Genomic DNA, 21,036 nt, shown 5'->3' with positions numbered 1-21,036 from the left:
CAACATTCGGTACGCACAACGCGCCGCGCCCTGGAATGGCGCAGCGTTCAGGCGGCGACGCGGAAGCGCGACACCGAGTTTTTCAGTTCCTGCGCCAGCATCGACAGCTTGTGAATCGACTGCGCCGTCTGCTGCGTGCCGTCCTGCGTCTGTTCCGTCACGCTCAGGATATGCTGGATATTCAAGGCCACGCCGCTGGCCGAACCGGCCTGCGTGCCCGTGGCGAACGAGATGCCCTGGATCAGTTCGGCCAGGTGTTTCGATACCTGGCTGATGTCGTTCAGCGCCGCGCCGGCCGCATCGGACAGGTGCGCACCTTCGACCACGCCCTGCGTGGATTTTTCCATCGCGCGGGTGGCGTCCTGGGTATCGGCCTGGATGGTGCGCACCAGCGCGCCGATCTGCTTGGCGGCGGCGGCCGAGCGTTCGGCCAGGCGCTGCACTTCCTCGGCGACGACCGAGAAGCCGCGCCCCGCCTCGCCGGCCGATGCGGCCTGGATGGCGGCGTTCAGCGCCAGCACGTTGGTCTGTTCGGTGATGTCGGAAATGAGCTCCGTGATTTCGCCGATTTCCTGCGACGATTCGCCCAGGCGCTTGATGCGCTTGGACGTATCCTGGATCTGCTCGCGGATTTCATGCATGCCCTTGATGGCGTTTTCCACCGCCGTCGAACCCTGCTGCGCCGCCGCCACCGACTGGCGCGCCACGTCGGCCGAGACGCTGGCCGACTTCGACACGTCGGTAATCGCATTGGCCATCTTCACCACGGTGGCGCTGACGCCCTGGATTTCGCGCGACTGCTGCTGCGAAGCGATCAAGAGTTTGCTGGAGATGCTTTGCGCCTGCGTCGATGCGCGGTTGACCTGCTCGGCCGTCGCCGTCACGCGTCCCACCAGGCCGCGCAATTCCTCGACCGTGTAATTGACGGAATCGGCGATGGCGCCCGTGATGTCTTCCGACACGGTGGCCTGCACCGTCAGGTCGCCATCGGCGACCTTCTGCAATTCGTTCATCAGGCGCAGGATGGCCGCCTGGTTCTGGTCGTTCTTGGCCTTGGCCTGTTCTTCCTTTTCCTGCGACAGCAGGCGCTGGATTTCCGCCTCATGGCGGCGCCGCTCGGCGTCGCGCGTGCGGTTGACGGAATCCTGCAGCAGCACGCGGCCGATGCCGGCCGCCGCGATCAGGGTCAGCAACACGCCGCCGACCATCATCCAGAAGGCTAGCCCCAGCGTTTCCTGGTTCACGTGGTACATCTGCTGCAGCAGGGTCAGGCGCTGGCGCAGGTCTTCGTTCTCGTTGAAGATCAGCTGCTCGGCGCTTTTCGCCGAACTGAATTTATCCAGGCGGTCGAGGATCGACGAGACGAGCTTCTGGTAATTATCGAAACTGGCTTTCAGCGCCACCAGCCGGTCGCGCAGTTCGGCATCGCGCGTGGCCGCCAATTGCAGCGATACGCTGCCATTGAGCAGGCCTTCGACGGCGGCGCGGAAATAGGTCGTGTCGCGCCCCAGCGAAAACGCCGTTTCCGAGCTGATGCTGCCCGACGACAGGAACTCGCTGGCGCTGCGGCTCATGCGCTGGCTCAGCATCATCAGGCGGCCGATGACGGCCAGGTCGCGCGCATTGCCGCCGCGCTGCACCTTGAGCGCCGCGATTTCCTCCGTCTGCGCCAGCAGCGCCGGCGACAGCGCGTTCAATTGCTGCAAGGTCTTGTCGAATTCGCCCAGCTCCGTTTTCAGGCGCAAGATGGTGCTGGCCGCGCGGTCGCTGCTGGCCCATTTCTTGCGCGCGTCGGCCACCGCCGCCAGCAGGGCGGAACGCGATTCGCCGATATCGCGGCCGTGATACGTCCCGCCGCGCAGCATCAGGCGGAAATCCTGGTTCAGTTCATTGCGGCTTTCCTCGAGCTGGCGGAAGGCTTCCGGATTGCCCTGCACGGCGTTCGGCGCGGCCTTGCCGATGCGCTGCGAATGCATCAGCGCATCGCTGGCCAGCTGCGTCTGCGCCGAGGCGATATTGCCGCTGCGCGTATTGAGGCCGACGAACAGCAGGCTGGCGGCCAGGCTCAGGGCCATCACCGTCGACAGGATGCTCAGTTGTTTTTGCAGCGGAAAATGGCCGATCAGCGGCAGCTTCAGGTCGCGCACCGGCGCATTGGCCAGCGACTTGCGCCGTCCCAGCGCGTCGCGCAGGCGCAGCGGCAGGTCGGCTGCCGATGCCGGCTCGCCGGCGGCGTGCTCCGCTTCGGGCATGCCGGCCGCCAGGATAGGGGAATGGGCGCCCATCAGCAAATATCCTTGTGTGCGGCGAGGCCGCCAAAACCGGCATCGAGGAAGCGTTCCGATTGCGCCAGCTGCGCCAGGTCCAGGCGCAGCCACTGCTGCCCGTCGCTGTCGCGCAGCGCCTGCGCCGCCCACGGCGGCAGCGCGCCCGGCAAGGGCATGGCTTGCAGCGCGCGCAGCTGGCGCAAGCCCAGCACGCGCTCGACCAGCAGCGCACAATTGAGGCCCAGACGGGGAGAAAACGTGATGATGCGGCAGTGATGGCCTGCCGCGCAAGCCGGCTCGCCCATGTAGCGGGCCAGGTCGACGATGGCCGTCAGGCGTCCGCGCATGGCCGCCAGGCCCAGGTACCAATCTTGCGCCAGCGGCACGCCCTGGATCTGCACGCCGGAGGCAATGACGATTTCGCCGAGCTGCGTCAGGTCGAGCAGGCACGGCCGGCCACCGAGCATCACGCCCAGCTCCTTGCGGGCCGCCAGCGCGCCGCTGCGCGCGGCCTGTATCCGCTCGATCAATTGCAGCTGATACTGGCGCAAGCGCCCCTGCCGCGCGCCCGTCTCGAAAGACGGCATGGCGGCAGGCGGGAAAGCCCCGGTGGTCACGCCCTGACCTGGCATCGTCGGCATTCTCAGGACAGCGCGGCGATCTTGGCCAGCAGCTCGGCTTCCACCACCGGCTTGACCAGATAATCACGCGCGCCCTGGCGCAAGCCCCAGATGCGGTCCGTTTCCTGGCTCTTGCTGGAGCAGATAATCACCGGCACGTCCTGCAGTTCGGGATCGCGCGCGATGGCGCGCGTGATCTGGAAGCCATTCGCACCGGGCATCACCACATCCATCAGGATCAGGTCGGGCCGGGTCTGCTTCAGCTGCGCCAACGCGTCGGCGCCGTCCTGCGCCGTAACGACGGCATAACCGGCACGCACCAGCATCTCGCTCAGGTAATAGCGTTCTGTCGGCGAGTCATCGACGATCAGAATTGTGTGTATGGCCATCTGCTTCCTTGCTGCGTTGTCAATCAATAAACCACTTACTCAAAATGCCCGGCCAGGTGCAGCCGCACGGCCTCCAGCAGCGCCTCGCGCGCCAGCGGCTTGGCCAGGCAGGCGCTGGCACCTGCCATGGCGCCGCGCGCGCGGTCGAACAGGCCTTCCCTGGCCGACAGCATCAGCACCGGCGTGGCATGAAAGGCCGCGCTGGCCTTGATCAGCGCACACGTGCGGTAGCCATCCAGGCGCGGCATCACGATGTCGCACACGATCAGCGCCGGCTGGCAGTCGGCGATCTTGGCCAATGCCTCAAAGCCGTTTTCCGCCACCACCACGCGATAACCGGCCTCGCGCAGTATCCGTTCGGCCGCGCTGCGGCTGGTGGCACTGTCATCGATGACCAGTATGCAGGCGCTGTCGGACGGTGCCCGGGGCGGCGAGGAATGCGTCATTTGATTATTCGGCAATCTTTCATACCATAGCACAGGCGGCCGCGACACCTGCGTGCGGCAGCAACCTCCCATGGGTCGGCATCAATTAAATCGCTACCATCTCGAAATCATCCTTGCGCGCACCGCATTCAGGGCAGGTCCAGTTCATCGGAACATCGGCCCAACGCGTGCCCGGAGCGATGTCTTCATCAGGCAGACCAGCCGCTTCATCATAAACCCAGCCGCAAATAAGACACATCCACGTTTGGAATTGCTGCGTTGTTTCGTTGCTACTCACGTTCTGCCACCCTTCAATCAAGTAAAATGCTGAATTAGGTATCTTAATCTACCCGCCGTGCAAAACCAAACTTCTCCCCTCATATTAAGCTTCGGCGTGTCCGATCCGGTCGGCGCGATCGGCATCCAGGCCGACCTGACCACGTTTTCAGCCTTCGGCTGCCATGGCCTGTCGGTCACCACGGGCCTGTTGATCAGCGATACGGCGCGCGTGGAAGACGTGCAGGCGGTCGACCCGGACTGGGTTTCCGACCAGGCGCGCGTGCTGCTGGAAGACATGTCGGTCTCGGCCATCAAGATCGGCGCCCTGGGCAGCGTGGAAAACGTCACGGCCATCGCCGAAATCGTCTCCGACTATCCGAACGTGCCGCTGATCCTCGATCCCTTCATTTCGGCGCTGCCGGAACAGGGCATGGACGACGAGGACATCCTCACCGCCGTGCGCCAGCTCCTGATCCCGCAAACGACCTTGCTGGTGCTCTCGCCGGTGGAACTGGAGCGCCTGGCCGAAACCTGGCGCGACGCCGACCCGGACGACACCCTGCAGAACGACGTCGACTACCTGGTGGCGCTGGGCTGCGAATACGTGCTCGTCACCGGCATGCCGGCCGACGCCAGCAAGTCCGGCACGGCCGAAGGCAAATTGCGCGCCAATACCCTGTTCGGCGAGGACGGCGTGGTGCGCCACGACCAATGGCAGCACCTGCCGGGCATCTTCAACGGCGCCGGCAGCACCCTGTCGGCGGCGGCCACCGCCCTGCTGGCCCTGGCCGACAATGAAGACGATGTGCCGCAGGTGGTCGTGGCGGCGCAGGAATTTACCGCCGGCGCGCTGGCGCATGCGCAGCGCCACGGCATGGGCAAGCTGGTGCCGAACCGGCTGTTCCGGCAGCAGCGCCAGCGCGGCGGCCAATAGACACCGACAGACGACACAGACAACGATCCACTTTCAAGGCACGATTATCATGACGACGACTTCACAGAACGACATCCTGTTTGCCCGCGCACAAAAAACCACGCCAGGCGGCGTCAACTCGCCCGTGCGGGCCTTCCGCTCCGTGGGCGGCACGCCGCGCTTCATCACGCGCGCCGAAGGCCCGTACTTCTGGGACGCGGACGGCAAGCGCTATATCGACTACATCGGCTCGTGGGGCCCGGCCATCGTCGGCCACGCCCACCCCGAGGTAGTCAAGGCGGTGCAGGATGCGGCAGCACTGGGCCTGTCGTTCGGCGCGCCGACCGAAGGCGAAGTGCTGATGGCCGAGGAAATCACGCGCCTGGTGCCGTCGATCGAGCAGGTGCGCCTGGTGTCGTCGGGCACGGAAGCGACCATGAGCGCCCTGCGCCTGGCGCGCGGCGCCACGGGCCGCGACAAGATCGTCAAGTTCGAAGGCTGCTACCACGGCCACGCCGATTCGCTGCTGGTGAAGGCGGGCAGCGGCCTGCTCACCTTCGGCAACCCGACGTCGGCCGGCGTGCCGGAAGACTTCGTGAAGCACACGCTGGTGCTCGACTATAACAACGTGGAACAGCTGAAGGACGCCTTCGACAGCTTCGGCGCGGACATCGCCTGCGTGATCGTCGAACCCGTGGCCGGCAACATGAACCTCGTGAAAGCCACGCCGGAATTCCTGCAGGCGATGCGCGAGCTGTGCACGCAGCACGGCGCCCTGCTCATTTTCGATGAAGTCATGTGCGGCTTGCGCGTGGCCCTGGGCGGCGCGCAGGCGCTGTACGGCATCAAGCCGGACCTCACCGCGCTGGGCAAGGTGATCGGCGGCGGCATGCCGGTGGCGGCCTTCGGCGGCAGCGCCGCGCTGATGCACCATATGGCGCCGCTGGGCGCCGTCTACCAGGCCGGCACCCTGTCGGGCAACCCGGTCGCCGTGGCGGCCGGCATGGCGACCCTGAAACTGATCCAGCAGCCAGGCTTCTACGAGCAGCTGGGCGCCACGGCCAAGCGCCTGGCCGAAGGCTTGACGAGCGCCGCGCAAGAGGCGGGCGTGGTCTTCTGCGCCGACTACATCGGCGGCATGTTCGGCATTTATTTCAGCGCCACGCCACCGACCAGCTACGCGGAAATGATGGCGGGCGACCGCAGCAAGTTCAACGCCTTCTTCCACGCCATGCTCGACGAAGGCGTGTACTTCGCGCCAGCCGCCTTCGAGGCGGGCTTCGTCTCGGCACAGCACGACGATGCCGTCATCGACGCCACCATCGCCGCTGCGCGCAAGGTGTTCGCCAAGCTGGCGTAAGACACCTCACTGACAAGACCTGCTGCGCGCCGCGCCTTGCGGCCGGCGCGCAGCGGTATTGCCAGCTGCCGCTACACCGTGGCGCCCTGCAGCAGTTCCGCCACCAGCGCCGGCAGCTTGCCCATGTCGTTGAACACGACGTGCGCGCCAGCGGCCTTCAGGCGCGCTTCCTGGCCGGCGGCGATATGCCCGCCGCCGATGAATCCCAATACCGTCGTACCTGCCGCCACGGCCGCCGTCACGCCCGTGACGCTGTCTTCCAGCACCAGGCACTGGCCTGGCGGCACGCCGAAGGCGGCAGCCGCCGCCAGATAGACGCCCGGATGCGGCTTGGCATGCCCCACCAGGTCCGGCGTGAAGACGCGCTTGTCGAACAGGGGCGCCATGCCCGTGCGCTCCAGCGCCGACAGCACGCGTGCGCTGACGCTGTTCGAGGCCACGGCCTTGGGCAGGGGTATGGCGGCCAGCGCCTGCGCCACGCCGGGCACGGCGCGCAACTGGGCGTCGCAGGCCGCATCGACGGCGTTACCGATGGCCATGATGTCATCGGCCGGCAGCGGCGGCAGCTCCAGTTCCCGGTAAATATCCTGCATCAGCGGCACCAGGCGCTGGCCCAGGCGCGGCTCGATCAAGCCTTGCAGGGTGACGCCCTGGGGCAGGTTCGGCAGGCGCGGTCCCAGCAATTCCAGCAACGCCTGCAGGGCCACGGCTTCGCTGTCGATCAGCACGCCATCGCAGTCGCTGATCAGGTGGGTGAAACGGGGAAGGGAAGGAACGGTGTCAGGCATGTATTCTCCAATAGGGGCGAAGCGCACCGTGCGCGCCGCCAGCATAGAACAGGGGGGCGTGGCGCGCTACGCTTGGCCGGCCACATCCCGATACTTTGCGTTGCGTGCCGGCCATCGGCCGCATGAAGTAATTTCTTTTAGATAACTTCAATGGCATACTTTGCCTGCCCTGATCGCTTGAATCAGGCCCAACAGGATCGATACCATGACACGCAAAAATTTTCTGCAAGGCCGATTATCCCTGATTTCCACAATTGCCGCGCTTGCCTTCGTGGCGGCCGCGCAGCCCGCACGGGCGGCGGACGACGATGCGGCCGTCCTCAACCTCGTGCGCCAGCACGTGGCGGCGCAAGCCAGTTTTGACGCACCGGCCCTGGCAGCCCTGACGGCCGACAATTACGCGGAAGTGTCGCCGCTGGGCGACGTCGACACGCGCGAAAAGATGCTGGCGTTTTATTCGCCCGAGAAAAAATCCGCCGCTCCCGTCATCGCGGTGGAAGAGCCGTTCGTGCGCGTCGCGGGCGATACGGCCGTGCTGATCGCCCGGCTGGCGGTAACGGTACAGGCGGGCGGACAGCAGCGCAACATGGCCCTGCGCGCCAGCTATGTGGCGAAAAAGGAAGGGGCGGCGTGGAAACTGCTGTCGGCGCAATACACCGGCATCGCGCCGAAAAAAGCGGCGCCCTGAAAAAAACGGGCCTGCGGGCCCGTTTTCTTATTTCAGCCAGCCCCGGTGGCGGAAGTACAGGAAGGGCGCGATGGCGCTGGTGATCATCAGGCCCCAGGCCCACGGGTAACCGAACGACCATTCCAGTTCCGGCATCAGCTTGAAGTTCATGCCGTACACGCTGGCGATCAGGGTGGGCGGCAGGAAGGCCACGCTGGCCACCGAGAAGATCTTGATGATCTTGTTCTGGTTGATGTTGATGAAACCGACGGTGGCGTCCATCAGGAAGTTGATCTTGTCAAACAGGAACGAGGTGTGGCCATCGAGCGACTCGATGTCGCGCAAAATCTGCCGCGCTTCCTCGAACTGCTCGGAATTGAGCAGCCTGCCGCGCATCAGAAAGCTCACGGCGCGGCGCGTATCCATCATGTTGCGACGGATACGGCCATTCAGATCTTCCTCGTGGGCAATCGCGTTCAGCGCTTCGGCCGCGTGCGCATCCGTAAATTCCTTTTGCAGCACGCGCGTGCTCACTTCTTCCAGGTTCTGGTAGATGCCTTCGAGCACGTCGGCCGAATATTCGGCGTCCGTGGCGTACAGGTCGAGCAGCACGTCCATGTAGTCGGCGATCGAGCCCGGCCGCGAACGGGCGCGCATGCGCACCAGGCGGAACACGGGCAGGTCGTCCGTATGCATGGAAAACAGGATCTTGCGGGCCAGGATGAATGCCACGGTGATGACGCGCGAAGGGCCGTCGTCCTCTTCGCGCAGGAAATCCGTGCGCAGGTGCAGGTCGCCGTTTTCCGCTTCGTAATAGCGGGCCGATGCTTCAATATCCTTGACTTCGTCTTCGCCCGGCAGGGTGACGTTGTAGATGGCCTTGACCCAGGCCCGTTCATCATCGGTAGGGTCGGTCAGGTCGACCCACACCGGTTCGGCATTTTCGAGGTCTGCGCGGCTGTCGATCGGCACCTGGTTGAGCCGGCCATTCTGTAATACAAAGACATTGATCATGCGCGCTCTCAGCCGGATGTTGGGTTATCGTGATGTGCTGGCGCTTGCGCCAAAAATGAAAACAGCGCAAGTGTACCCGCAAAGGCCTTTTCACGACCACCCCCCGGCACCGCTTTTTCACGGAAAAAGTGCGGTGATGCACCAAGCTGGCCTATTAAGATGCTGCGCTGCAATAGTGCCAATCAGGCAGCTTTAATGTAATGCAAACAAAGCCGGCCATCCTCAAGGCAATTCCGCCGCCCCCATGCGGCGCAGGATGACACTGGTGCGCCGGTTCAGGTAGCCCGTATCGCGGTGGCGGTCGTAAAAGCGGGGATTCGGCAGCATCACGGCCAGTTTCGCCGCCTGTGCCGCGCTCAGGCCCGCCGCGCTCACATGGTAATAGTGACGCGCGGCCGCTTCGGCGCCGAAGATGCCCGTGCCGAATTCCACCACGTTCAGGTAGATTTCAAAGATGCGCTGCTTTTCCATCAGGCTTTCCAGCATGTACGTGATGATCAGTTCCTGGCCCTTGCGCACATAGCTGCGCGAGCCGGACAGGAACAGATTCTTCGCCAGCTGCTGCGTGATGGTGGAGCCGCCCGCCACGACCTTCTGCTTTTTGCTGTTTTTTTCATATGCCTTTTGCAAGGCATCCCAGTCCACCCCTTCGTGCTCGGAGAAATTCGCGTCTTCCGAGGCGATGATGGCCCGTTTCAGGTTGTTCGAGATGCGGTTATACGGCACCCACGTCTGCTGGATGGTGGCCTTGGGATTCTTGTCCTGCAAGACAGACAGCTGTTCGCGCATGAACGCCGTGCTGGACGGGTTGTGGTCAACCCACCACCAGATTTGCAGGAAGAAATACAGCTGCACGACGATGAAGGCCAGCACGGGCACGATGAACAGCCACTTGATCCAGCCGTAGCGGCTGCCGCTGCCGCCCTTGCGCACGCCCTTCTTGCTGGCGCTCACAGGCTGCCCCGCAATTGCGCCAGCAAATCCTGCGTCTGCGGGCGCACGCCGCGCCACACGTAAAACGCTTCGGCAGCCTGCTCCACCAGCATGCCCAGGCCGTCGCGCACCTGCGCGCCATGCTGGGCGGCAAAGTCCATGAAGACGGTGGGCTGGGCGCCATACATCATGTCCAGCGCCAGGGTGTGGCTGCCAAAGATACTTGCCGGCACGGGCGGCAAGTCGCCCGCCAGGCTGGCCGAGGTGGCATTGATGACGATATCGAACACGCCGTCGGGCTGCGTGAACGGGCCGGCGCGCAACTGGCCGGGATGGCCGAGCGCATCGGCAAACTGCGCCACCAGCGCCTCGGCCGTGGCTACGGTGCGGTTGGCAATGAAGATTTCCTGCGGCACCTGTTCCAGCAAGGGCAGCACGACGCCGCGCGCCGCGCCGCCCGCGCCCAGCAGCAGCACGCGCTTGCCGGCGATGGCCACGCCCGCGTTGCGCATGATGTCCGCCACCAGGCCCGCGCCATCGGTATTGTCGCCAAGAATGGTGTCGCCATCAAAACGCAGGGTATTGACGGCGCCGGCCGCCTGGGCGCGCGGCGTCAGTTCCGTAGCCAGGGCGCAGGCGTCGAGCTTGAAGGGCACCGTCACATTGGCGCCCTTGCCGCCCTCGGCGGCAAAGCTGCGGGCCGCCAGGGCAAAGCCATCGAGCGGCGCCAGCCGGCGTTCATAGGCCATGGCTTGTCCTGTCTGCAGGGCAAACGCGGCATGGATCAGGGGCGACTTGCTGTGGGCAATCGGGTTACCGAAGACACAATATTGATCGGGATGAATATTTTTCTTGCTCAATTGCTGCCGCCAGTCAGGTTAGCTTCCATTTTTTCTTCGCGGGTAAATTTGAAACGGGTGATGACGACCCACAGGTCATCCTTGTCACTCGACAACATATTCGGTGGAAAACGGCCGTACGGCGCCGCGCGGCGCACGATGGCCAGGGCTGCCGCGTCCAGCGCCGGGTTGCCCGAGCTTTTCTCCACGCGGGCGCCGCCCTCTTTCTGGTAAATCGTGCCATCCTGGAAGATGGGAATGTAGACGACCAGTTCGCCATACATCTTGCGGCCATTCTTTTGCGGGAAATTCAGGGTACCGATTTCCTCGATGCGCTTTTGCAGGGTCTTGTAATACATGGCATAGCCGACCTCCTGCGTGCTGGGCGTAATGAAGGTCTTGCGGGGACGCTTGTTCTGGTCTTCAACGGTCTGACTGATCTCGGCCGCCATGCGGGCGATGGCCTTGCTGCTTTCCATCAAGTCCGAGCCGCTGGCCAGGGGATTGGGCTTGTCCTTTTCCGTGACGGGAGCGGCGCTGTACGGCGTGGGCTTGGCTGCCTGCGTCAGCAATTCCTGCTGTTTTTGTTCCAGTTCGGCAATGCGCCGGGCGCTGGCCTTGACGCTGTCGCCCTCTTCCACCTTGCGCATGTCGGGCAAGGGCGACTTGGCGCGGCCCTTGTCGGCCTGGCCACCGCCGTCCAGGTTGGCTTGCGCCAGGGCGTCGGCCTGCAGCGGTTTATTGGCATGCTTGGCATTGACCAGGATCACTTCCAGGCCGGGATCCGTGGCCACGGCCCGTTGCGGAGCCGGGGCGACAAAATGCATCGCCAGCAAGGCGCCGTGCGCCAGCAGCGAGACCGCCACGGCTATCATCAGGAAACGATTCTCTCGGAAAGACTTCACGCGCAACCCAGTTCGCAACAAGCACACCACACAAGATGGCTGAATTCTACGTCAAAGGGCGGTGCCGACAACAGTTTTCGGCACCGCCCTGTGACTGGAGCGGCGCCTTACTTGACCTCGGGCTCGCTGACCACGTCTTCGCTGGCCAGTTCCGCCACTTCCGCATCGGCGTCGCTGACCTGGTTGGCCGCTTCCGGCGACGCTTCCTGCGCCACGTCGCCCTCGTCGGCGCCGTCGTCGCCCGCTTCTTCCTCGTAGTCGAGTTCGGCATCGGCCGCCGCATCGGGCACGGCGGCGATTTCCAGCAGGCGCGCTTCGATGCTCAGGTCGACCTCATCCCAGCGCAGCAAGTCCAGTTTGACCTGGGCGCCGCGCGCCACCGACGGCATGCCCGGCAGCTTGATGACCAGCGGAATGTCGACCAGGCGCAGGATTTCATCTTTCAGGACCACGGCATCGACCTGACGTGCGTTTTCCTGGTGCAGCCAGCGCAAGCACCAATAGCGTTCCATGTTCGACTGGAAATCGCCATACGCGGCATACGCGGCGTCGAAGGCCGAAACGATGGCGAACAGATTCGCATCGCGGGGCTTGAACGGGGCCACCAGCGGCGCCGTCACGCCGTGCTCGGCGCAGGCGATGATTTGCCACTGATTCACCAGATCGGTATAGCGGCGCAAGGGCGAGGTGCTCCACGCGTATTGATCCACGCCCAGGCCCTGGTGCGGCGCCGCATGGGTGACCATGCGCACCTGCATCTTTGCCGCCCAGCTATTGCCGCTGCCGCCGCCCTGGCTGCGGTAGATGCCGGGCACGCCATGGTCGTGCAGCATCTTGCCCCAGGTACTGTTGGCAAAAATCATCAGTTCAGCGACGATCTTGTCCAGCGGCGCGCCCCGCTTGCGGCGCGCCACGGTGACGATGTCGTTTTCCACATAGAAATTGAAGTCGACGCGGTTGTTCTGTTCCGGCTTCAGGCCGAACGCCTCGCGCTTTTTCATGCGGCCCTGTTCCAGCTGCTGCGCCCATTGCCACAGCACGGCAAAATCGGCCTTGTGCGGATACTCGCCTTCGCCGCTGGCCAGGGTTTCCTCGTTGACCAGGTCGTCGAGCTGGTTATGGCGCAAATTGCTGGCGATGGGCACCAGCTCGGCGCGCGTCTGCGTGCTGACCACGGCCCAGTCCGCTTTCGGGTCCAGGATCGCGTACAGCGACAGGGCCGGGCACGTCGTGCCTTCGGCCAGGGTGAACGCATTGACGATTTCGTCCGGCAACATGGTGATCTTGTCGCCCGGCATGTAAACGGTGGACATGCGCTGGCGCGCCATCTTGTCGATCACGTCTTCCGGGCGGATGCCCAGGCCCGGCGCGGCGATGTGGATACCCACTTTCACGGTGCCGTCGGGCAGCGGCTGCACGGAGAACGCATCGTCGATCTCGGTGGTGGTCACGTCGTCGATGGAGAAGGCGGCCACGTCGGCCAGCGGCAGCTTGGCCGTCACGGAGGGCACGGGCACGCTCGGGAAGCCTGCGCCTTTCGGGAAATTTTCAAAGAGGAATTTCGACAGGTGCAAATCTTTCGGCGAAGCAATGCCCCCCACGGCCAGCATGAGGCGGGCCGGCGTCGTGTGCAACTCCGTGCACGCCGCTTCCAGCGCCTTGTATTCGATCGTGTTCTTGTCCGGCTTGAACAGCAGTTGCAGCACCATGGGCTGCATCGGGACAGGCAAGCGGTTCTGTTTCAGCTCTTCCACATACGCGGCTTGCACCAGCGCCTGCTGCTTTTTCTTTTCGATGCCGGCCAGCGCGGCCTTCAGCGAGGCTTCCGGCGCCGCCTTGTAGCGGCCACGGCCCTTCTTGTAGAAGTACACGGGCGCCGAATGCAGGGCCAGGATCAGGCCGGCCGCTTCCGGCGGCAGCGGGGCGTGGCCGAAATATTCGGCGCCCAGCTCGGCAAAGCCGAACTCGTCTTCGCCCGCCACTTCCCACAGGAAATCGAGATCGATATCGGCGGCCACAGCCTTGGCTTGCTCGAGCAGCTCGGCCGGCGCCGGCTTTTCATACTGCAGCAGCACATCCTTGATCTTGACCTTGGTGCGCTTGCCGCTGGCCATTTCGACCTGGTACGCCTCACCCGCTTGCGACAGGACCGTGCCGACCTTGAAATCGCCGGATTCTTCAAAAAATAGATTCATTGTTATGCTTTGTTTATTAATGTGTCGGTTGCAACGGTGCGAGTGAGGGACGTCAGCTCGAGCACCGCCGGCAAAAATACTTCGGTTACCAGCAGCAAGCCCTGGTGACGCTGATACAGGCAGCGCCGGGCAAAAAACAGCGCCTGCGCGTCGACGCGCTGCCCTTCCAGCGCCAACGCGGCGTGTACCCGCTGCACCAGCGGGTGCCCGGCACGCAGGCGGGCAAATTCAAGCGTACCGCGCCGTACCATGCGGTCGCCAAACAGGGTCGTGCCCAGCGAGCGTTCGCCCAGCGCGGAAAACAAGGGCCAGTCCGTGGCCGTCGCCTGCATGGGCACGACGGTATGGCCAAATACGGCTGGTTTGTTATCACAGCGCAACAGCACTTCGCGTTCCCAGACCCGGCCCGCGCGGTGCAAGCCGATACTGGCGGCCTCGTCGCTCAAGCAACGTGCCGTTTCCTGATGCAAACATTGCACGCGAAACGCGCCGCTATGCGCTTTCAGCTTGGCCGTCAGCGACCCGCCGCCCGTAAGCCAGTGGCGCAAGGCCGGCGGTGCATTGACGGCGTTGACGTGCGCATGCCACTGCGCCTGCCGCAGCGAACCGGGCCTCACAGGGCCGCGTCCGCAGCGATGCCGCAAAAGGCCAGCACAGGTGCCAGGTAATCGGCAAATTCGCTGATGCCATGGTCGCTGCCCTCGATGACGAGTTGCCGCGCCCCCTGATAATGCGCCACCATGTCGCGGTAGTCGAGTACTTCATCGCCCGTGGCGGCAATCAGGAAATAGCGTTGCGGCTGCGTAATGGCCGGCACGGCAAACGCGCGCAGCTCATCGATATATACGCGCTTGAACTCGAATGGCTTGTCCGAATGAAACTCCGTCGTCACGCCCACATGCTGTTCCAGGTCGATCAGGGGAACAATCGCGGGATTGAGCAGCACGGCGCGGCAACCGAGCTGTTCTGCCAGCCAGGTGGCGTAATAGCCGCCCAGCGACGAGCCGATAATCGTCAGGTCGGCCGGCGCCACGCCCTTGACCAGTGACAAGGCCAGTTCGATGGCCAGTTTCGGCGACGCGGGCAATTGCGGGCACAGCCATTCTGCCTCGCGGCCCAGCGCCTGCATCTGCGCGGCCAGCAGGCGCGACTTCATCGACAATGGCGACGAGCGGAATCCATGCAGATACAGAATCATCGGCCCAGCGCCTCCAGCAATTTCTGGTGCACGCCGCCAAAGCCGCCGTTGCTCATGACGACGATCTGGTCGCCGGGACGGGCGCTGGCCGCCACGGCCGCCACCAGCGCATCGATGTCTTCATAGGCGCTGGCAATCTGGCCCAGCGGCGCCAGCGCGTCGCCCAGGCTCCAGCCCAGCGCGGCCTGGCTGCCGAAACCGAAGACCAGGTCGGCATCCTTGAGGCTGCCCGGCAACGCATCTTTCATGGCGCCCAGCTTCATGGTGTTCGAACGCGGTTCCAGCACGGCCAGGATGCGGCCGCTGCTGCCGATCTTCTGGCGCAAGCCGCCCACGGTGGTGGCGATGGCCGTCGGATGGTGGGCAAAATCGTCGTACACGGTCATGTTATTGACCACGCCGCGCACTTCCATGCGGCGCTTGACGCTCTCGAAGCTGGCCAGCGCGGCGCAGGCCTGGGCGATGGGCACGCCCACGTGGCGCGCGGCAGCGATGGCTGCCAGCGCATTGCTGCGGTTGTGCTTGCCCGTGAGCGCCCACGCCACATGGCCTTCCTGCTGGCCATTGAAGTACACGTCGAAGCTGCCATCGGCCTGCTCTTGCAGTTGCCAGTTGGCATCTTGACCGAAACTTTCCTTTTCACTCCAGCAACCGCGCGCCAGCACGCGCTGCAGCGACGCTTCGTCGCCGTTGAATACGAGGCGGCCGATGCCGGGCACGGTGCGCACCAGATGGTGGAATTGCGTCTCGATCGCATGCAGATCGGGGAAGATGTCGGCGTGATCATATTCCAGGTTATTCATGATGGCCGTCTTCGCGTGGTAATGCACGAACTTGCTGCGCTTGTCGAAGAAGGCCGTGTCGTATTCATCGGCTTCGATGACGAAGAAGTCCGAATCGACGCTCTTGCCATCGATCTTGCCGCTGAGGCGGGCAGAGATGCCAAAGTTCATCGGCACGCCGCCGATCAGGAAGCCCGGTGCGTAGCCCGCGTCTTCGAGTATCCAGGCCAGCATGGCCGACGTTGTCGTCTTGCCATGCGTACCGGCCACGGCCAGCACCCACCGGTTGCGCAAGATGTGTTCGCCGATCCATTGCGGACCGGACACATACGGCAGGCTGCGGTTGAGGATTTCTTCCACCAGCGGGTTGCCGCGCGAGACCACATTACCTATCACATACAAATCCGGGTTCAGCTTGGTTTGTTCCGGGTCAAAGCCCTGGATCAGTTCGATTCCCTGCGATTCCAGCTGCGTGCTCATAGGGGGATAGACGTTGGCATCGCAACCGGTGACTTTATGGCCGGCTTCCTTGGCCAGGACGGCCAGGCCACCCATGAAGGTACCGCAAATGCCGAGAATATGAATATGCATGTGATCAGTGCGACAAGTGCGCGCGTAGGTAAGATGGTGAGATTAAAAAGGTCAAGTATGGGATTTTAACCGACGCCATGACTTTTTCCGCTTCAGAGTATCATCTCGTTCATGACGAACGATGCATTTGACGATAGCGCGCAGTTGCGCCTGGAAATCGCCGCCGCTGCCGCGCGCCTGGTGGCGCAGGATGGTGCCGACTATGGCAGCGCCAAGCGCAAGGCGGCGCGGCAGGTGCTGGGCGACGCCCCCAGCCGGCCCAATATACTGCCGGACAACGAGATGATCGAGGAGCAGGTGCGGCAATACAATGCCCTGTTCCTGGCCGACAGCCAGCCGGCGCGATTGTTCCAGCTGCGCACGATCGCGCTGCAGGTCATGGAAGCGTTGCAACAATTTCATCCCCTGCTCAGCGGCCCCGTGCTGAACGGCACGGCCGGTCCCCACGACGAGATCTATCTGCAGCTGTTTGCCGAGAGCGCCAAGGAAATCCACATCTTCCTGTTGAATAAAAATGTCGTGCTCGACATGTCCGAGAGCCCGCATTTCAAGGGAGCGCGTTATGATGCGGTCGAGACAGCCAGTTTCTTGTGGAAAAACGAAGGCGTGCACGCGGCCCTGTATGAGCTCGACGATATGCGCGGCGCACTGAAAGCCAAGGCGGATGGAAAAGTGCTGCGCACCGATATCGCCGGGCTGCGCAGCCTGCTGGCTGCCAGCCTCGCCGATGGCGCGCCGGCTGCCCACTAACATTGATATAGATAAAGTTATGACAAAAAAGAATTGGATCGCCGGTGCCATCGTTGCGCTGATGTTTGGCGGCATGGGCGCCTATGTTGGCTTGAGCAAGGAAAAAGCAAAGGAAGCGGCGAAAGAAGCAGGACCGCAGACGACCGCCATCGCGCCAGGCGCGACGGGCCCCGTCAACGAACTGTATGCGCTGTCCCTGCCGGACGCGGCTGGCGCCACGCAAGCCTTGTCGCAATGGAAGGGTAAAAACCTGCTGGTCAATTTCTGGGCGCCGTGGTGCCCGCCGTGCGTGGAAGAAATGCCGGAGCTGTCCGAAGTACAAGGTCATTATGGGGCGAAAAACCTGCAGGTGATCGGCATCGGCATCGATTCGGCCAGCAATATTGCCACTTTTGCCAGCAAGGTCAAGATTGCCTATCCCGTGTATGTGTCCGGCATGAGCGGCACCGACCTGTCGCGCCATTTTGGCAATGCCACGGGCGGTTTGCCCTTTACGGTACTGATCGGCGCCGATGGCGAAGTCAAAAAGACCTATCTGGGCCGCTTGAAATTTGATCAGTTGCGCGCCGATCTGGATAAATTGTAAATTCGGAGCGTGCTTTTTTCTCTTGCCAATGCGTATCTTTGGCGGCAAAATGCGGAACTTTCGCTAAAACGGTCTTCCATACATGGCAAAAAACCTCCTTCTGCTCAACGGTCCCAACCTGAATTTGCTGGGAACGCGCGAGCCTGAGGTCTACGGCGCCAGCACCTTGGCCGATATCGAGCAGGCAGCAATGGCGCAAGCCACGGCGGCCGGTGCCGACCTGGTTTGCTTTCAAAGCAACCATGAAGGCGCGCTGATCGACCGCATCCATGCCGCGCGAGCGGAAGGGATCGATGCCATCGTCATCAATCCGGGCGGCCTGACCCATACCAGCGTTGCCTTGCGCGATGCGCTGGCCGGGGTCGCCATTCCGTTCGTGGAAGTCCATATCTCGAATATTTATCAACGCGAAACGTTTCGACATCACTCATTTCTCAGCGCGATCGCGCAGGGGACGATCTGCGGCCTGGGTATCGATGGATATCGGTTTGCCATCGACTTTGCGCTTAAAAAACGTTAATCTACGCGATCTGCACGCATTTAGCGCGGCGATAGGTTCTGGACATCACCGCATCACTCATAAAACAAACTACATTCCTAGGGGTTTTACATGGATCTACGAAAACTCAAGACCTTGATCGACCTGGTCGCCGAATCGGATATCGCAGAGCTGGAAGTTACCGAAGGCGAAAGCAAGGTTCGCATCGTCAAATCGTCGGCCATGCCGCAAAACCAGATGGTCATGATGCAGCCGCAAGGCATGCCAGCCCAATACCAGCCAGCCGCGCCAGCCGCCGCTCCTGCTGCGGCAGCCGCCGTCGTGGTCGCCGCCGAGCCAACGGGCTATGTGGTCAAGTCGCCGATGGTCGGCACCTTCTACCGCTCCTCCGCTCCTGGCAGCGCCGCCTATGTTGAAGTGGGCTCGACCGTCAAGGAAGGTGATACCCTGTGCATCATCGAAGCGATGAAGCTCCTGAATGAAATCGACTCCGACAAAGCCGGTGTCGTGACCCAGATCCTGGTCGAAAACGGCCAACCGGTCGAATTCGGTCAACCCTTGTTTGTGATCGGCTAAAACCCAGTCCACACGGCCGGCAACGGCCGTTTGCAGTTTTAGCCCCTCACACTTGTTGTTTCGCCGGCTCGCCGGCTCTCACAGACATACGCGAACCTACCATGTTTGAAAAAATCCTGATTGCCAACCGTGGTGAAATTGCCCTCCGTATTCAGCGCGCCTGCCGCGAAATGGGCATTAAAACGGTTGTAGTCCACTCCGAAGCCGACAAGGACGCGAAATACGTCAAGCTGGCCGACGAATCCGTTTGTATCGGGCCGGCACAATCCGCCCTGAGCTACCTGAACATGCCCGCCATCATCAGCGCCGCTGAAGTGACGGACGCGCAAGCGATTCACCCAGGCTATGGCTTCCTGTCGGAAAATGCCGACTTTGCCGAACGCGTCGAGAAATCGGGCTTCGTCTTCATCGGCCCCCGCTCCGAATCGATCCGTTTGATGGGCGACAAAGTGTCGGCCAAGCAAACCATGATCAAGGCTGGCGTACCGTGCGTACCGGGCTCGGAAGGCGCGTTGCCGGACGATCCGAAAGCGATCGTGCAAATTGCCCGCAAGATCGGCTACCCCGTCATCATCAAGGCGGCCGGCGGCGGCGGCGGACGCGGCATGCGCGTGGTGCACACGGAAGCGGCCCTGATCAACGCCGTGGCGATGACCAAGACGGAAGCCGGCACGGCCTTCGGCAACCCTGAAGTGTATATGGAGAAGTACCTGGAAAATCCGCGCCACGTGGAAATCCAGATCCTCGCCGACGAACACAAGAACGCCGTCTGGCTGGGCGAGCGCGACTGCTCCATGCAGCGCCGCCACCAGAAAGTGATCGAAGAAGCACCGGCGCCGGGCATCCCGCGCAAGCTGATCGAGAAAATTGGCGACCGCTGCGCGGAAGCTTGCCGCAAGATCGGCTACCGCGGCGCCGGCACGTTTGAATTCCTGTACGAAAACGGCGAGTTCTATTTCATTGAAATGAATACCCGCGTGCAAGTTGAACATCCGGTCACCGAAATGATCACCGGCATCGACATCGTGCAAGAGCAGATCCGCATCGCCGCCGGCGAAAAACTGCGTTTCCGCCAGCGCGACGTCCTGCTGTCGGGCCACGCCGTCGAGTGCCGCATCAATGCGGAAGATCCGTTCAAGTTCACGCCATCGCCCGGCAAGATCGTCTCCTGGCATGCGCCGGGCGGCCCTGGCATCCGCGTCGACTCGCACGCCTACGCCGGCTACTACGTGCCGCCGCACTACGACTCGATGATCGGCAAAGTGATCGCTTACGGCGCCACGCGCGAGCAGGCGATCCGCCGCATGCAGATCGCCCTGTCCGAAATGGTGGTCGAAGGCATCAACACGAACATCGCCCTGCACCGCGAACTGATGATCGACGCGCGCTTCATCGAAGGCGGCACCAACATTCACTATCTGGAACAGAAGCTGGCCGACATGCCGGACCTGGGCAAGAACCTGAATAGCGGCAGCCCCAGCATCGCCAAGAAATCCGAAATCAAGGCGGGCGCATGAGCTGGACGGAAATCGTCATTGAAATCGCCCGCGACAACGCCGAGGCCATGTCCGACGCGCTGATGGAAGCGGGCGCCCTGTCGGTGTCGGTGGAAGACGCCGATGAAGGCACGGACGCCGAGCAGCCCCTGTTTGGCGAACCCGGCATGGAACCGAAGGAAGCGGCGTGGGAACGCAGCCGCGTGGTGGCGCTGACGGACGTCGACGCCGACCAGGCCGCCATCGTGGCCGCCGCAGCCCAGGCTGTCGGCATGACGGAAGTTCCTGCCTTTACCATGCGCCCCGTGGAAGAGCAGGACTGGGTGCGCCTGACGCAGTCGCAATTCGCCCCGATTCACATCGGCAAGAATATCTGGGTCGTGCCCAGCTGGCACGAGGCACCGGACCCTGACGGCCTGATCCTGGAACTGGACCCGGGCCTGGCTTTCGGCACGGGCAGCCACCCCACCACGCGCCTGTGCATGGAATGGCTGGAAGCAAACCCTGCCCCCGGCAAGACCGTGCTCGACTACGGTTGCGGTTCCGGCATCCTGGCCATGGTGGCCAAGAAGCTGGGCGCGCAAACGGTAGCCGGCGTCGATATCGATCCGCAAGCGATCGAATCGGCACGCGACAATGCCGAACGCAACCAGTGCGAGATCGAATATTTCTTGCCAGACACGTTTGCCACCTCGGCACACGCCACGGCCAAGTTTGACATCGTCGTTGCCAACATCCTGTCGAGCCCATTGAAGCTGATGGCACCTATGCTGTCGGGCCGCGTTGCCGACGGCGGCGCACTGATCCTGTCCGGCGTGCTGGCACGCCAGGCGGAAGAAGTGGCTGCCGCCTACGCGCCGTTCATCCAGCTGGGTGTATGGGCCGAGCAAGATGGCTGGGTGGCCCTGCATGGCCGCCTGGGCAGCACGCAAGCGCCTGCGCCCCGCGCGGAAGGTGCATAAGC

At 63.1% G+C, this 21,036-nt stretch carries 23 protein-coding genes; 9 read left to right on the top strand and 14 right to left on the bottom strand.

Annotation, left to right across the window (positions count from 1 at the left end):
• Nucleotides 1–47 precede the first annotated feature (47 nt).
• From GCN75_RS17780 to GCN75_RS17760, 5 genes are all read right to left on the bottom strand, one after another.
• Nucleotides 48–2,285, bottom strand: coding sequence for a methyl-accepting chemotaxis protein (locus GCN75_RS17780; protein WP_152283644.1), 2,238 nt, complete (start codon nt 2,283–2,285; stop codon nt 48–50).
• Complete coding sequence (locus GCN75_RS17775) at nt 2,285–2,884, bottom strand: chemotaxis protein CheW (protein ID WP_319633295.1); 600 nt, start codon at nt 2,882–2,884, stop codon at nt 2,285–2,287. Before GCN75_RS17775 ends, GCN75_RS17780 begins: the two co-directional genes overlap by 1 nt.
• A 26-nt stretch (nt 2,885–2,910) precedes the next feature.
• Nucleotides 2,911–3,276 (bottom strand): response regulator, encoded by a 366-nt coding sequence (locus GCN75_RS17770; RefSeq protein WP_152257950.1) that lies wholly within the window; start codon nt 3,274–3,276, stop codon nt 2,911–2,913.
• A 35-nt stretch (nt 3,277–3,311) separates the two neighbouring features.
• Complete coding sequence (locus GCN75_RS17765) at nt 3,312–3,722, bottom strand: response regulator (RefSeq protein ID WP_152283642.1); 411 nt, start codon at nt 3,720–3,722, stop codon at nt 3,312–3,314.
• Nucleotides 3,723–3,807: 85 nt separating this feature from the next.
• Entirely contained in the window at nt 3,808–3,960 is a 153-nt protein-coding gene (locus GCN75_RS17760) for a rubredoxin (RefSeq protein WP_038488910.1), read from the bottom strand.
• Between the two features lie 96 nt (nt 3,961–4,056).
• Here GCN75_RS17760 and thiD point away from each other — a divergent pair, with 96 nt between their 5' ends.
• Nucleotides 4,057–4,914, top strand: a complete 858-nt coding sequence (thiD, locus tag GCN75_RS17755; protein WP_152283641.1) for a bifunctional hydroxymethylpyrimidine kinase/phosphomethylpyrimidine kinase — start codon at nt 4,057–4,059, stop codon at nt 4,912–4,914.
• Between the two features lie 49 nt (nt 4,915–4,963).
• The gene (gene hemL, locus GCN75_RS17750; protein ID WP_152283640.1) at nt 4,964–6,253 is read left to right on the top strand and encodes a glutamate-1-semialdehyde 2,1-aminomutase; all 1,290 of its coding nucleotides are present in this window, start codon (nt 4,964–4,966) and stop codon (nt 6,251–6,253) included.
• 71 nt (nt 6,254–6,324) lie between these two features.
• Here hemL and GCN75_RS17745 read toward each other — a convergent pair whose 3' ends face one another.
• On the bottom strand, nt 6,325–7,041 hold the full coding sequence (locus tag GCN75_RS17745) for an HAD family hydrolase (RefSeq protein WP_152283639.1): 717 nt from the start codon (nt 7,039–7,041) through the stop codon (nt 6,325–6,327).
• A gap of 205 nt (nt 7,042–7,246) precedes the next feature.
• On the opposite strand from GCN75_RS17745, the gene GCN75_RS17740 reads away from it, so the two are divergent.
• A complete protein-coding gene (locus GCN75_RS17740) occupies nt 7,247–7,729 on the top strand; it encodes a nuclear transport factor 2 family protein (RefSeq protein WP_152283638.1) in 483 nt (160 codons plus the stop codon).
• Nucleotides 7,730–7,756: 27 nt separating this feature from the next.
• Here GCN75_RS17740 and corA read toward each other — a convergent pair whose 3' ends face one another.
• The 8 genes from corA to mpl all read right to left on the bottom strand — a co-directional run bounded on the left by corA (nt 7,757) and on the right by mpl (nt 16,165).
• Nucleotides 7,757–8,722: a magnesium/cobalt transporter CorA gene (gene corA / locus GCN75_RS17735; protein ID WP_034746658.1), complete on the bottom strand. Its 966-nt coding sequence runs from the start codon at nt 8,720–8,722 to the stop codon at nt 7,757–7,759.
• A 222-nt stretch (nt 8,723–8,944) separates the two neighbouring features.
• Complete coding sequence (mtgA, locus tag GCN75_RS17730; RefSeq protein ID WP_152283637.1) at nt 8,945–9,676, bottom strand: monofunctional biosynthetic peptidoglycan transglycosylase; 732 nt, start codon at nt 9,674–9,676, stop codon at nt 8,945–8,947.
• Nucleotides 9,673–10,515, bottom strand: a complete 843-nt coding sequence (gene aroE / locus GCN75_RS17725) for a shikimate dehydrogenase (protein ID WP_152283636.1) — start codon at nt 10,513–10,515, stop codon at nt 9,673–9,675. Before aroE ends, mtgA begins: the two co-directional genes overlap by 4 nt.
• Nucleotides 10,512–11,369: an energy transducer TonB family protein gene (locus tag GCN75_RS17720; protein WP_152257942.1), complete on the bottom strand. Its 858-nt coding sequence runs from the start codon at nt 11,367–11,369 to the stop codon at nt 10,512–10,514. Before GCN75_RS17720 ends, aroE begins: the two co-directional genes overlap by 4 nt.
• Nucleotides 11,370–11,506: 137 nt before the next feature.
• Complete coding sequence (locus GCN75_RS17715; protein WP_152283635.1) at nt 11,507–13,594, bottom strand: ribonuclease catalytic domain-containing protein; 2,088 nt, start codon at nt 13,592–13,594, stop codon at nt 11,507–11,509.
• Nucleotides 13,595–13,596: 2 nt separating this feature from the next.
• On the bottom strand, nt 13,597–14,211 hold the full coding sequence (locus tag GCN75_RS17710) for a chorismate--pyruvate lyase family protein (RefSeq protein ID WP_152283634.1): 615 nt from the start codon (nt 14,209–14,211) through the stop codon (nt 13,597–13,599).
• Nucleotides 14,208–14,792 (bottom strand): YqiA/YcfP family alpha/beta fold hydrolase, encoded by a 585-nt coding sequence (locus GCN75_RS17705; protein WP_152283633.1) that lies wholly within the window; start codon nt 14,790–14,792, stop codon nt 14,208–14,210. The genes GCN75_RS17710 and GCN75_RS17705 overlap by 4 nt, the downstream gene beginning before the upstream one ends.
• Complete coding sequence (gene mpl / locus GCN75_RS17700; protein ID WP_152283632.1) at nt 14,789–16,165, bottom strand: UDP-N-acetylmuramate:L-alanyl-gamma-D-glutamyl-meso-diaminopimelate ligase; 1,377 nt, start codon at nt 16,163–16,165, stop codon at nt 14,789–14,791. The genes GCN75_RS17705 and mpl overlap by 4 nt, the downstream gene beginning before the upstream one ends.
• Nucleotides 16,166–16,276: 111 nt before the next feature.
• Here mpl and GCN75_RS17695 point away from each other — a divergent pair, with 111 nt between their 5' ends.
• The 6 genes from GCN75_RS17695 to prmA all read left to right on the top strand — a co-directional run bounded on the left by GCN75_RS17695 (nt 16,277) and on the right by prmA (nt 21,034).
• Complete coding sequence (locus GCN75_RS17695) at nt 16,277–16,915, top strand: hypothetical protein (RefSeq protein WP_152283631.1); 639 nt, start codon at nt 16,277–16,279, stop codon at nt 16,913–16,915.
• Between the two features lie 19 nt (nt 16,916–16,934).
• Nucleotides 16,935–17,501, top strand: a complete 567-nt coding sequence (locus GCN75_RS17690; RefSeq protein WP_152283630.1) for a TlpA family protein disulfide reductase — start codon at nt 16,935–16,937, stop codon at nt 17,499–17,501.
• Between the two features lie 82 nt (nt 17,502–17,583).
• Nucleotides 17,584–18,021, top strand: coding sequence for a type II 3-dehydroquinate dehydratase (aroQ, locus tag GCN75_RS17685; RefSeq protein WP_152283629.1), 438 nt, complete (start codon nt 17,584–17,586; stop codon nt 18,019–18,021).
• Between the two features lie 90 nt (nt 18,022–18,111).
• Complete coding sequence (gene accB / locus GCN75_RS17680; protein ID WP_077408497.1) at nt 18,112–18,576, top strand: acetyl-CoA carboxylase biotin carboxyl carrier protein; 465 nt, start codon at nt 18,112–18,114, stop codon at nt 18,574–18,576.
• Between the two features lie 101 nt (nt 18,577–18,677).
• Entirely contained in the window at nt 18,678–20,093 is a 1,416-nt protein-coding gene (accC, locus tag GCN75_RS17675; RefSeq protein WP_152257935.1) for an acetyl-CoA carboxylase biotin carboxylase subunit, read from the top strand.
• Nucleotides 20,090–21,034, top strand: coding sequence for a 50S ribosomal protein L11 methyltransferase (gene prmA, locus GCN75_RS17670; protein WP_152283628.1), 945 nt, complete (start codon nt 20,090–20,092; stop codon nt 21,032–21,034). The genes accC and prmA overlap by 4 nt, the downstream gene beginning before the upstream one ends.
• The last annotated feature ends 2 nt before the right edge of the window (nt 21,035–21,036 follow it).

The organism is Janthinobacterium violaceinigrum (genome assembly GCF_009208555.1).
Classification (GTDB): Bacteria; Pseudomonadota; Gammaproteobacteria; order Burkholderiales; family Burkholderiaceae_D; genus Janthinobacterium; species Janthinobacterium violaceinigrum.
This window is presented reverse-complemented; position numbering and strand designations above follow the sequence as displayed.